Genomic DNA, 11,644 nt, shown 5'->3' with positions numbered 1-11,644 from the left:
TCGCCGTCGCCCTCGGCGGCGAGGTGCCCCACCAGGCCCATCTGCCGGCCCTGGTGGGCGACACCCACGCGGACGCCGCGCTCGGCGAGCTCGCGGGCTGCGGCCTGCTCTCCCCGGCCGGCCCCCGCTACCGCCTCGCCGCCGGAGTCCTCGCCCAGCTGACGGCGGCCGGTTACGAGGACGACGCAGCCGTCCACGCCCGTACCGCCGCCCAGCACTACGCCTGGTGGACCTCGCACCCCTCGGTCACCCCCCGGCGGGCCGTCACCGAGTCCGACGCGATCGTCGCCTCCCTGGCCCGGCTGGTCCTGGGCGACGCGGTGGGAGCGGCCAGCGCGGCCGTCCTGCTGGCCCGCAGCGCCTCCCCGGCCTTCGCCGCCGGCCTGGGCTGGGGAGCCTGGGAGCGGGCCCTCAGGATCGGCCAGGAGGCCGCCAGGATCGCCGGCGAGGTCGCCGAGGAGGCCTACTTCCACCACGAGTTGGGTGTCCTCGCGCTCTGCGCCGGCAACCCGGACCGGGCCCGGACCGAGCTGGAGACCTCGATCGGGATGCGCGGCGCGCTCGCCGACAAGTCCGGGGCCGTCGCCGGACGCCGCGCGCTCGCCCTGGTCGCGGACCGCTCCGGCGACTTCCCACCGCTGGGCCGCACCCTCTCGGGCGACGAGGTGCCCGTCATACGCCAGGACGCCCCGGGCACGCCGCCCGGCGGGCTCCCGGGTGCGCCGCTGTTCGTCCTGCACACCGCCGAGGAGCAGCCCACCGTCGTCTCCCCGCTGCCGCCCGGCCCCGCCGCGCGCAAGGGTCCCGGCCGAGCCGCCGTCCTGGGCGGCGCCCGGCACAACCTGGCCGCCGCGGGCGCGGGCGCCCTGCTGATCGCGGTGCTCGGCACCGTCGTCACGCTCGGCGTCACATCCGGCGACGGCGACGAGCCGGGCAGCCGCAACGTCACCACCGAGCAGACGGCCACCGAGGACGCGACCGACGACGGCCCGCCCGCGGACGAGCCGGACGACGGCTCCGCCCCGACCGGGGAGACGGCCACCGGCGAGACGCCCGAGACCCCGGGCGCCTCGGACTCGGCGAGCCCCAGCACATCAGGCTCCCCGTCCCCGAGCGCCTCCACGTCGGGCGGTACACCGCCGGGGACGGACGGGCCGACGGACGGCGGGAGCAGCTCGCCGGACGAGCCGACGCCGACGAAGACCTCGCCCGAGCCCACGGCGAGCGAGAGCGAGGACGAGGGCGAGAGTCCGAGTCCCACGCCGTCCGAGTCGGATAGCGACTCGCCGACCCCGACCCCGACTCCGACGCCCACCGACTCGATCACGTCATCGAACTCGATGGAGGTCTCCTCCTCCGCGAGCGGCCCCGTCGGGTCGGCGAGCGCCCCGGAGTCCGACGCGGCCACCGCCGACCCGGCGGCCTGAGCACCTCGGGGCACAGGACATACGAGGGCCGGGCGGCTCACGCCTCCGCGTGGACCGCCCGGCCCTCGTCCGTGCCGGTCGGCAGGTCAGAACAGCCGCAGCTTGTCGTCCTCGATGCCCCGCATCGCGTCGTAGTCCAGGACCAGACAGCCGATGCCACGGTCCGTCGCCAGCACCCGGGCCTGCGGCTTGATCTCCTGTGCGGCGAAGACGCCCCGGACCGGCGCGAGGTGCGGGTCACGGTTCAGCAGCTCCAGATAGCGTGTCAGCTGCTCCACGCCGTCGATGTCGCCGCGCCGCTTCAGCTCCACGGCCACCGTCTGCCCGTTCGCGTCCCGGCACAGGATGTCCACCGGCCCGATGGCGGTGGGGTATTCGCGGCGGATCAGGGTGTGGCCCTCGCCGAGGATCTCGATCCGGTCCGCGAGCAGTTCCTGGAGGTGCGCTTCCACGCCGTCCTTGATGAGCCCCGGGTCGACGCCCAGCTCGTACGACGAGTCGTGGAGGACTTCCTCCATCGTGATGATCAGTTTCTCGCCCGCCTTGTTCACCACGGTCCAGACGCCTTCGTCGCCGTCGGCGCCCTCCTTCAGGGTGCACGGCGGCGACATCCAGTTGAGCGGTTTGTACGCCCGGTCGTCGGCGTGGATGGAGACACTTCCGTCCGCCTTCACCAGGATCAATCGGGGGGCGGAGGGCAGGTGGGCTGTGAGCCGGCCCGCGTAGTCCACGGAGCAACGGGCGATGACGAGACGCATGGTCGGCAACGCTACTCGACGACGGGGCCCGACGCGATTCCCACCCGTCGCCTCCTGTCACTCGGTGCACGCCGCGTCGCGGCGAAGCGGCCTTGCCCCTCTTTGCACCCCTTCGTAATTGGCCAGTTGTGTTCCCAATCTCCTGGTGCGGCCCCGACTGCGCGCATAACGTGGAAGCAGGAGGTCGCCGTCCGTGCACGCTGCGTCGTCGCCCCCCTTCCCTGCCCGTAAGGCCCCGGCCACTGCCCGGGGTCGCGAGAGGAGAACCCATGTCGCTCGACGTCTCACCGGCGCTGTTGGAACAGGCCGAGCGAGGCGAGGTCGACGAAGCCGACTTCGTCGACTGCGTCCGGACCTCCCTGCCCTTCGCATGGGAGATGATCAGCTCGCTGGTGGCTCAGCTGAAGGTCGACGGCGGACAGTTCGCCGACAACCAGACGCCGCCGCCGGACGAGCAGGCACGTGGTCAGCTGCTGCGCGCGCTCGCGAGTGATGCGATACGCGGCGCGCTGCAGCGGCACTTCGGAGTGCGTCTCGCATTCCAGAACTGCCACCGCGTCGCGGTGTTCCCGCTGGACGCCTCGGTCGACGACCGACTGGCCAAGTTCACCTCGGTGAGGGGCCAGTTGCTGAACCAGTCGCCCGAACTACGGGACTGCTGAACGCTTCTGCTGCCGTCCCGGGCCGCGGGAGGTGCAACTGGCTCCGGGGCGGCAGCTCCCGTACCACCGCACCACATGTCCCCCCTCCACATGTCCCACAGAGGTCCCGAGGGAATACCGGCGTGCGCAGGTCAGGTGAGCAGCGGCAGTACGTCGGTGCCCAGCCGCCGGACGTTCTCCTCGGTCGCCGCGAGATCGCCCGACCCCTCGGCCAGGAGGGCGAAGCGTGTGATCCCGGTCCGCTCGGCGGTGGCCGCGAGCCGGTCGGCGGCCAGCTGCGGCGGGCCCACCGGATGCAGCCCGCACAGCAATTCCGTGTACGCGACCGGGTCCCGCATCACGCGGTGCCTGCCGTCGACCGTGACATGGGCGTCGAGTCCCTGGCGCAGCCAGCCGGGCATCGCCTTCACCAGCAGCTCCGTGGCGTCCCCGGCGCCGTCCGCGATCTGGGCCACCCCGGCGGACACATGTGCGACCCCCTCCACCACCTCGGGCGGATGGCCGGCCTCCCGGGCGGCCTTACGCCACAGGGCGACCATCTCCGCCTTCTCCTCGTCTCCGCAGTGCATGCCCAGCAGCATCGGGAGCGCCTGCCGCGCCGCGAGCCGCACACTCTTCGGCGAGGTGCACGCCACGATGACCTCGGGCCCCGAAGTGCCCGGTTCCGCAGCGCCTGGACCCGTCACACCCGGCCCCGCGCCGGCCGGACCCTCCAGTAGCTCGTCCGCGCGCGGCACCACCGCCACCTCGCGGAAGCCGAACCGCTCGCCGCGCCCCGCGACGCGCGGCTCCCGCAGCCAGTCGAGCACCAGGCCGAGCGCCTCGGGGAAGCCGTTCTCGTACGCGTCGAGACCGCCGCCGAACACTTCCAGGTCCACCCACGGACCGCCCCGGCCCACCCCGAGCGAGAAGCGTCCGCCACTGGTCAGATGCAGCAGCGCGGCCTGCTCGGCGAGAGCGACCGGGTGGTGGTTGGGCAGCACGCTGACCGCCGTGCCGACCCGGATTCTGCGAGTGCGGCCCAGCAGCAGCGCGGCCAGCGTGGTCGCGGACGGACAGACCCCGTACGGCACGAAGTGGTGCTCGGCCAGCCAGACCGAGTCGAGACCGCTCTCCTCCGCGGCCTCGGTGGACCGGACGGCCCGGTGCAGGGCCTCGCCCGGCCCCTGTCCCGGGAACTGGGCTGCCAGAACGAACGTTCCGATGCGCATCGCCTATTGCCTCCTCGCGGCCGACGCGTTTCTCCCCCACCGGCAACAACGTCTGACACGTGCCAAAGGCACGGTCCCGGAGGAAGTTGTTGCGATTTTCCGCTAACTCACTCCACTGCCCGGCCGGACCGTCCGGGCTGCCCGGACGGCTGCCCGGACGCCAGGCTCTAGGCTTGGACGACTCGTGCCCGATCCACCCCGTGAGGTGTCCCGTGTCCCCGCGCCGTAATCGCCCCCGTGGCGGCGAGAGTCCCGACGAACGCCCCGGCCCGGCGCCCGGCAGATACGGCGGGGGAGGGGCCACCGAGAGCTGGCAGGGCGAGGAGTGGTCGGTGCGCCCGGTCAGCGGCGCGAGCGCCCAGGGCAGGCGATACCGGTGCCCCGGCTGCGACCAGGAGATCCCCTCCGGGGTCCCGCACCTCGTGGCCTGGCCCGAGTTCGGCGGCATCGACGACCGCAGGCACTGGCACAAGGCGTGCTGGAACGCGAAGGACCGCCGCACCACCCGGGTGCAGCGGTCCCGGAACGCGCCGCGTTACTGAGGGCGTGCGGCCCCTGGGACGTACGCGAGGCCTTGCACGTACGCGCGGCCCTACGGGCGTGGCCCCGTTCCTCAGACGTCGCGCCGGTTCAGTATCGCGACCGCTCCGCCCAGCGCCGCGGCGGCCAGGCCCAGCATCAGCGGCAGTGGCTCCCAGCCGGACGGGCCGGAGTCGATGAGCGTCGAGCCGTACAGTCCGCCCAGCTGGTTGGGGATCGAGTAGTCGATCAGGAAGCGCTGGAGACCCAGCAGGTTGTCGGCGAACATGAACAGCGCGAGGACCAGGGGCAGCAGCACCACGCCGATCATGATGGTGATCGCGCCCGCCGAGTGCCGCACGATCGCGCCGATCCCGAGCGACAGCAGACCGAGGGCCGCGATGAAGAGCCCGACCCCGACCGTCCCGCGCAGCCAGTCGCCGGCCGGCGCGGGGGCGCCGTCCAGGATCAGGCTCTGGAGCCCCGCCACCACCGTGGCGGTCACCGTCGTGACGACGAAGACCAGCGAGGAGAAGACGATCGACTTCGCCATGAGCACCCGGCCCCGGCCCGGGCAGGCCGTCAGCGTCGTACGGATCATGCCGGTGCTGTACTCGGAGCCGATGGTCAGCACACCGAGCGTGATCACACAGATCGATCCGAGCAGCACCCCGAAGAAGCCGAGGCCCAGGACCGGCTCGTCCGCGATGCTGCCGCCCTCCGCCGCGACCAGCAGCGCGGCGACGATCCCGATCGTCAGCATCAGCACGATCATCACGCCGAGTGTCCAGAGCGTGGCGCGTACGGAACGGATCTTGGTCCACTCCGAGGCGACCGCGTCGCCGAGCGTGGCGGGCCGGATCGGGATCGGCGACTCGTAGGAGACCGGCGGGCCGGCGTCCGGCACCTGCTGGTGGGCCCGCGGGGTGGCCGGCGTCGTCATCGGAGGTCCTTGCTGGTCTGCTCTTCGGCCGGGGTGGCGGAAGAGGGCTCGTCGGCGGGCCCGTAGCCGCGCCCGGGGACCTGGCCCGGAACGGGCGGCGGCGGGGCGTACCAGCCGTCCTGCGGCACCTCCACCGGCTCGGGGGGCGCCAGGTCGCCGACGTCGAGGAGGTTCCCGTACGCGTCCTCGGGAGGCGGCTCCACCAGGCCCGCCTTGGCGTCGTCCGTCGAGCGGTAGTCCACCAGGCCCTGCGTCAGCCGCATGTACGCCTCCTCCAGGGAGGCCTGGTGCGGCGAGAGCTCCCAGAGCCGTACGTCGCACCCGTGGGCCAGGTCGCTGATCCTCGGCAGCGGCAGTCCGGTGACCCGCAGCGCCCCGCCCGGCTCCGACATGACCCGGCCGCCCGCCTCGATGAGCGAGGCCGTCAGTTTCTCCCGCTCCTCGGGGCCGTTGTCCGGCACCCGGACCCGGGCGAAGTCGGCGGAGTTGGCGGAGATGAAGTCCGTGACGCTCATGTCGGAGAGCAGCCGGCCGCGCCCGATCACGATCAGATGGTCGGCCGTGAGGGCCATCTCGCTCATCAGGTGGGAGGAGACGAAGACCGTGCGCCCCTCGGCGGCCAGCATCTTCATCAGATTGCGGACCCAGTGGATGCCCTCCGGGTCGAGGCCGTTGACCGGCTCGTCGAACAGCAGCACCTGCGGATCGCCGAGCAGCGCCGCCGCGATCCCGAGCCGCTGCCCCATCCCGAGCGAGAAGCCCCTGGAGCGCTGCCTGGCGACGTCCTGGAGGCCGACGACGCCCAGCACCTCGTCCACCCGGGCCGCCGGGATGCCGGCCAGCTGGGCCAGGGACAGCAGATGGTTACGGGCGGTGCGCCCGCCGTGCACGCCCTTGGCGTCCAGCAGCGCGCCCACCTGGCGCGGTGCGTTCGGCAGGCTGCGGTAGGGGTGGCCGCCGATGGTGACATGACCGGACGTGGGGCGGTCCAGGCCGAGGATCATGCGCATGGTCGTGGACTTCCCCGACCCGTTGGGACCGAGGAAGCCGGTGACGGCCCCTGGCCGCACCTGGAAGGAAAGGTCGTCCACGGCCGTCTTCGCGCCGTAGCGCTTGGTCAGGCCGACTGCCTCGATCATTCTCCAGCCCCATCGACTCACTCTGTCGTTCGGGGCTCGGGCCACCCGGCCGCGTACCCCCGTAAGAGTTAGGAGGATAACCAGGCACGGACGGTTCCGGCCAAGTTGCGCACAGCCCGCTACCGGGCCGTCACCCGTATCAGGACACGTGCCGGGACACCCCTCACGCGTCCCGCTTCTTCAGGACCAGGAAGCCGCCGAGCACCGCCGCCAGCACCCAGAGCACCATGATCCCGAGCCCCGCCCATGGCCCGTACGGGGCCGGATCGCTGTTCATCGCCCCCGGGACGACCTGCATGATCTTCGCCCCGGCCTGGTCGGGGAAGTACTGGGCGACGTCCTTGGCCCCCGGCACGGCGGTCAGGATCTGCGAGATCAGGAAGAAGAACGGCACCAGGATGCCGAGCGACAGCATGGAGCTGCGCAGCATCGCCGCCACCCCCATGGAGAAGATCGCGATCAGCCCCATGTAGAGCCCGCCGCCGACGACCGCGCGCAGTACGTTCTCCGCGCCGATGCCGGTGCCCCGGTCGCCGAGCATGGCCTGGCTCAGGAAGAACGAGACGAAGCTGGTGAGCAGCCCCACGGCGAGGGCCAGCACACCGGCCACCGTGATCTTGCTCAGGAGGAACGTCGCACGCTGGGGCACCGCCGCCAGTGAGGTGCGGATCATGCCGGAGCTGTACTCCGTGCCGACCACGAGCACCCCGAACACGACCATCGCGAGCTGGCCGAGAAGGGTCCCGGAGAAGCTGACCAAGGTCGGGTCGAACGTGGCCTGCTCGGCCTCGGAGAGGTCGTCGAACGTGGCGTTCAGCAGGGCGCTCAGCGCCGCGCTCATCACGACCGTGACGACGAAAGCGGAGATGAGGGTCCAGGTGGTCGAGGAGACCGACCGGATCTTGGTCCATTCCGAGGTGAGAACCGCGGGTACCGATGCCATCGTCGTCACTCCCCCTCGTTGTCGGTGGTGCCCGGCTTCTTCCAGCCCTCGTCCCAGCCCGCGCCCACCGCGGGTGGTTCGGCGGCGGGGTCCCGTTCCGAATGGGCGTGGTACTCCACCGAACCGGCGGTCATCTGCATGAACGCTTCCTCCAGGGAGGCCCGCTGGGAACTCAGCTCGTGCAGCACCAACTGGTGCCGGGCCGCCAGTTCACCCAGCTCCTCGGTGGTCGCACCGTCGATCTCCAGGACGCCGCCCGCCGTCTCGACAACGGTGAAGCCCTCCTGGTGCAGCACGTCGCGCAGCCGCTCCTGCTGCGGCGAGCGCAGCCGCGTGTAACTGCGGGAATTCTCGTGGATGAAATCCGCCATCGACGTGTCGGCGAGCAGCTTGCCCTGGCCGATCACGATCAAGTGGTCGGCGGTCAGTGCCATCTCGCTCATCAGGTGGGACGAGACGAAGATCGTCCGGCCCTCCGAGGCGAGCGCTTTCATCAGATTGCGGATCCAGTGGATGCCCTCGGGGTCCAGTCCGTTGACCGGCTCGTCGAACATCAGGATCTCGGGATCGCCCAGCAGCGCGGACGCGATGCCGAGCCGCTGGCCCATGCCGAGGGAGAACCCCTTGGACTTCTTCTTCGCCACCGCGCTCAGGCCGACCATGTCGAGCACCTCGTCGACCCGGCTGCCCGGGATGCGGTTGCTCTGTGCCAGGCACAGCAGGTTGTTGTACGCGCTGCGGCCGCCGTGCATCGCCTTGGCGTCAAGGAGCGCCCCGATGTGCTTCAGCGGCTCCTGAAGTTCGTGGTAGTGCTTGCCGTCGATGCGTACCGTGCCGCTCGTCGCGTGGTCGAGGTCGAGCATCATCCGCATCGTGGTGGACTTGCCCGCCCCGTTCGGGCCGAGAAAGCCGGTCACGATGCCCGGTCTGACCTGAAACGACAAATGATCGACGGCGACCTTGCTGCCGAATCGTTTGGTGAGTCCTTCGAGCTCGATCATGCGCACACGCTAGAGCGCCTGAGCGCCCGGCGCCACCACAAATGGTGGAACCGGGCGCACACGGGGGTGAACAATCCTGCGCGAGCCGGGGGTCAGCGGCTCTGCTGGGCCGGGACACCGCGGGTGGCGGGTTCGTCCTCCACCGGGGAACCGGCGGCGGCCACGGCGGCGCCGGTCAGCGTCGCCAGCATCTCGCGGACGTTGGTCAGCTGCGCGTTGATCGAGTCGCGGCGGTTGGTGAGCGCCGCCAGCTCGCGCTCCGATTCGCTGCGGATCCGGTCGGCCTTGGCATTGGCGTCGGCGACGATGTCCTCGGCCTGGCGCTGGGCGGTCTCCACCGTCTGACGGGCCCGGCGCTCGGCGTCCGTGCGGAGCTTCTCGGCCTCCAGGCGGAGCTGCTCGGCGCGGTGCTCGATCTCGGCGAGACGCTTCTCGGCCTTGGCCTGGCGGGACGCGAGGTCGCGCTCCGACTGCTCGCGGCGCTTGGCGAGGTTGGTCTCGAAGTCGGCCGCGGCCTGGGCGGCCTTGGCGCGGGTCTCCTCGAAGAGGGCGTCGGCCTCCTCGCGCTTCTGCTGGGCGTCCTTCTGGGCGTCGGTGCGCAGTGTGTTCGCCTCGCCCTGCGCCTTCTCGACGATGCGGACGCCCTCGTCCTCGGCCTTCGCCTTGCGCTCGGCGGCGAACGACTCGGCGTCGTTGCGCACCTGCTGGGCCGCCGACTCGGCGAGCTCACGGTGCTGTTCGGCCGCGCGGCGGGCCTCCTCGCGCAGGTCCTTGGCCTCCTCCTCGGCGAGGCGGAGAATCTTCTCGACACGGGCGCCGAGACCGGCGTACGACGGCTCGGCGTCGTTTACCTGGGCCTGGGCGTTCTGCGTTTCGAGGTGCAGCTCCTCGATGCGCTTTTCCAGAGAGGTGATTCGGGCCAGGGCACTGTCACGGTCGGCGATGAGCTTGGCGATGCGGTCGTCCACCTGACCGCGGTCGTAGCCACGTCGCACGTGCTCGAAGCCGAAGGGGGAGGAAGGGTCACTCATGAGGTTCCTGTCGAATGAGACCGGTGAGGTGATAGGGGAATCCTAGGGGCCATGGCGGCGTGTCAACGTGCAGATGCCGGTTTGATCTGGAGAATGACACCCCTTTTGAGTGGCTGACCCCCGGAGTACTTGCCACCGAGAGGGTTAAATCCATGACGAAGCACGGCACACCGCGGACCGGCTACCGCTCGGACGACTTGCCCCCCGATCGAGTGCCCGCCGTCGCCGGAGCCTTGACGCCTCCCGCGGAACCTCCGGCCGGTTTCCCGCCCCCGGTCGGAGTCTCGAAAGACTCCAACGCCTCCAGCACGTCCTGGACACGGGAGATCTCAGCATTGATGTCCTCGCGCCTGCGCACCAGAACGTCCAGCTCGCGCTTGCCCTCGTCGACCGTCCGCTTCGCCTCGGCCTCGGCGTCGGCATGCAGCTTCTCCGCCTCGCGGATCAGTCCGGCCTTCTTGGTCTCGGCCTCCTTCAGCAGCGACTCGGCCCGTTTCACCGCTGCGATACGGACCTTGCTCGCCTCCGAATTTGCCTCCGCCATCAGCTCCTTGGCCTTCGCCTCGGCCTCGTCGCGCTGCTCGGTCGCCGCCTTCATCAGGTTGTCGACGCGCTCGCCGGCGGTCTTCATCTGCTCGGACGTCTCCCGGCGGGCCCGCTCGTGCAGCTCCTCGATCTCGCTCTCCAGCCGGGCCCGCAGCTCCTCGGCCCGCTCCCGGATCGCGGTCGCGTCGCGCCGGGCGCCGACCAGCAGCTCGTCGGCGTCGGCACGGGCGCGCTCCACCAGGGTGTTGCCCTCGACGGTCGCCTCGGAGGTGATGCGCACCGCCTCCTTGCGGGCCGCGCCGACCATCGTGTCGGACTGCCCCTCGGCCTCGGTGGCCGTACGAAGCGCCTCTTCCCGCGCCTTGTTGATGAGCTGGTCCGCCTGCTCGGCCGCGTCCGCCCGGCGTTTCGCCGCCGCCTCGCGCGCTTCGTCCAGCACCCGGTCCGCCTCCTGGCGGGCCTCCGAGCGCAGCTCCTCCGCCGCCGACTCCGCATCCGCGCGCAGCCGTTCGGCCTCCTCACGGGTGCGGGCCGCGTGCTCCTGCGCGGAGCCGAGCCGCTCGGCCGCCTCCGCGCGCAGCCGCTCGGACTCGGCGGTCGCCTCGGCCAGCATCCGGTCGGCCCGCTCGGTGGATTCGGCCCGGCGGCGGTTCGCCTCCGTGGTGGCCTCGACGACGAGCTGCTCGGAGGCCTGGGCCGCCTCGTCGCGGATGCGCTCGCTCTCGGTGGTCGACTCGCCGATCAGCAGGTCCGACTGGGCCGCCGCCTCCGAACGGATCCGGTTGGCGTCCTGCCGGGCCTCGGCGCGGGCCTTCGACGCGTCCTGCTCCGCCGACGCCAGGGCGTCGGACGCCTCGGTGCGCATCCGCTGGCTGTACTCGGAGGTGTCCGCGCGCAGCCGCTCCGACTCGCTGATCGCCTCGGAGACCGTCCGCTCGGCCAGCGCCTTGGCGGCCTCGGTCTCCTCGTGGGCCTCCCGCCGTAGACGGTCCGCCTGCTCGTTCGCCTCGTTGCGCAGCCGGACCGCGTCCTCGGAGGCGCGCTCCCGCTCCGCGTGCGCGTCGGCGCGGACCCGGTCCGCCTCCTCCTGCGCCTCGGTGCGGGTGCGCTCCGCGACATGCTCCGCCGTCGAGCGCAGCCCGGAGATCTCCTCCTCGGCCTGCTCCTGGAGCCCCGCGACGGAGTCCCGTACCTGCTGGGCGGTCTGCTCGGCGGCCGCGACCAGCTCGGCCGCCCGGGCGTCCGCCTCCTCGACGAGCCGGTGCGCCTCGGCCTCCGCGTCCTCGACCCGCTTACGGGCGGAGGCGAGCAGCTCCTCGCTCTGCTCGCGGGCCCGCTCGCGCTCCTGCTCCGCCTCGGTCCGGGCCGCACCGAGGATCTCCTCGGCCTCCCGGCGGCGGCGCGTGGCCTCCTCCTGGGCGGCGTCCAGCGCCTCGGCGGCCTCGGCGGCGACCCGCTCGGCGG

At 71.8% G+C, this 11,644-nt stretch carries 10 protein-coding genes and 1 pseudogene; 3 read left to right on the top strand and 8 right to left on the bottom strand.

The window, feature by feature from the left end; all coding sequences use genetic code 11:
• Window positions 1-1,427: tetratricopeptide repeat protein (locus B9S58_RS04160; RefSeq protein WP_374935655.1), on the top strand; the 1,427-nt coding region annotated here is incomplete at its 5' end.
• 86 nt (window positions 1,428-1,513) lie between these two features.
• Here B9S58_RS04160 and nucS read toward each other — a convergent pair.
• Entirely contained in the window at window positions 1,514-2,185 is a 672-nt protein-coding gene (gene nucS, locus B9S58_RS04155) for an endonuclease NucS (protein ID WP_030079290.1), read from the bottom strand.
• Between the two features lie 269 nt (window positions 2,186-2,454).
• On the opposite strand from nucS, the gene B9S58_RS04150 reads away from it, so the two are divergent.
• Complete coding sequence (locus B9S58_RS04150; protein WP_030580963.1) at window positions 2,455-2,847, top strand: SCO5389 family protein; 393 nt, start codon at window positions 2,455-2,457, stop codon at window positions 2,845-2,847.
• 131 nt (window positions 2,848-2,978) lie between these two features.
• Here B9S58_RS04150 and B9S58_RS04145 read toward each other — a convergent pair whose 3' ends face one another.
• A complete protein-coding gene (locus B9S58_RS04145; RefSeq protein ID WP_103530780.1) occupies window positions 2,979-4,058 on the bottom strand; it encodes an LLM class flavin-dependent oxidoreductase in 1,080 nt (359 codons plus the stop codon).
• 212 nt (window positions 4,059-4,270) lie between these two features.
• On the opposite strand from B9S58_RS04145, the gene B9S58_RS04140 reads away from it, so the two are divergent.
• Complete coding sequence (locus B9S58_RS04140; protein ID WP_103530779.1) at window positions 4,271-4,600, top strand: ATP/GTP-binding protein; 330 nt, start codon at window positions 4,271-4,273, stop codon at window positions 4,598-4,600.
• Between the two features lie 71 nt (window positions 4,601-4,671).
• On the opposite strand, the gene B9S58_RS04135 is transcribed toward B9S58_RS04140, so the two are convergent.
• The 6 genes and pseudogenes from B9S58_RS04135 to B9S58_RS04110 all read right to left on the bottom strand — a co-directional run.
• Entirely contained in the window at window positions 4,672-5,520 is an 849-nt protein-coding gene (locus B9S58_RS04135) for an ABC transporter permease subunit (RefSeq protein ID WP_103530778.1), read from the bottom strand.
• Window positions 5,517-6,659: an ABC transporter ATP-binding protein gene (locus tag B9S58_RS04130; protein ID WP_103530777.1), complete on the bottom strand. Its 1,143-nt coding sequence runs from the start codon at window positions 6,657-6,659 to the stop codon at window positions 5,517-5,519. Before B9S58_RS04130 ends, B9S58_RS04135 begins: the two co-directional genes overlap by 4 nt.
• Window positions 6,660-6,822: 163 nt before the next feature.
• Window positions 6,823-7,602, bottom strand: coding sequence for an ABC transporter permease (locus B9S58_RS04125; protein ID WP_103530781.1), 780 nt, complete (start codon window positions 7,600-7,602; stop codon window positions 6,823-6,825).
• A gap of 5 nt (window positions 7,603-7,607) precedes the next feature.
• Window positions 7,608-8,603 carry an ABC transporter ATP-binding protein gene (locus B9S58_RS04120; protein WP_103530776.1) on the bottom strand — a complete coding sequence of 332 codons (996 nt, stop codon included), beginning with the start codon at window positions 8,601-8,603 and terminating at the stop codon, window positions 7,608-7,610.
• Between the two features lie 92 nt (window positions 8,604-8,695).
• Complete coding sequence (locus tag B9S58_RS04115) at window positions 8,696-9,634, bottom strand: cellulose-binding protein (RefSeq protein WP_103530775.1); 939 nt, start codon at window positions 9,632-9,634, stop codon at window positions 8,696-8,698.
• Between the two features lie 181 nt (window positions 9,635-9,815).
• Window positions 9,816-11,644 (bottom strand): annotated as a pseudogene (locus tag B9S58_RS04110) (hypothetical protein); the annotation flags it as partial.

The sequence above is a fragment of the Streptomyces sp. SM11 genome (assembly GCF_002910905.1).
Lineage (GTDB): Bacteria > Actinomycetota > Actinomycetes > Streptomycetales > Streptomycetaceae > Streptomyces.
The sequence above is the reverse complement of the archived record's forward strand: the minus strand, read 5'-3'. Positions and strand labels throughout refer to the sequence as shown.

Bases quoted from the DNA above. Each gene is read 5' to 3' on its own strand.
- nucS (WP_030079290.1), bottom strand. From the start codon at position 2,185: ATGCGTCTCGTCATCGCCCGTTGCTCCGTGGACTACGCGGGCCGGCTC.
- B9S58_RS04150 (WP_030580963.1), top strand. From the start codon at position 2,455: ATGTCGCTCGACGTCTCACCGGCGCTGTTGGAACAGGCCGAGCGAGGC.
- B9S58_RS04145 (WP_103530780.1), bottom strand. From the start codon at position 4,058: ATGCGCATCGGAACGTTCGTTCTGGCAGCCCAGTTCCCGGGACAGGGG.
- B9S58_RS04135 (WP_103530778.1), bottom strand. From the start codon at position 5,520: ATGACGACGCCGGCCACCCCGCGGGCCCACCAGCAGGTGCCGGACGCC.
- B9S58_RS04130 (WP_103530777.1), bottom strand. From the start codon at position 6,659: ATGATCGAGGCAGTCGGCCTGACCAAGCGCTACGGCGCGAAGACGGCC.
- B9S58_RS04125 (WP_103530781.1), bottom strand. From the start codon at position 7,602: ATGGCATCGGTACCCGCGGTTCTCACCTCGGAATGGACCAAGATCCGG.
- B9S58_RS04120 (WP_103530776.1), bottom strand. From the start codon at position 8,603: ATGATCGAGCTCGAAGGACTCACCAAACGATTCGGCAGCAAGGTCGCC.
- B9S58_RS04115 (WP_103530775.1), bottom strand. From the start codon at position 9,634: ATGAGTGACCCTTCCTCCCCCTTCGGCTTCGAGCACGTGCGACGTGGC.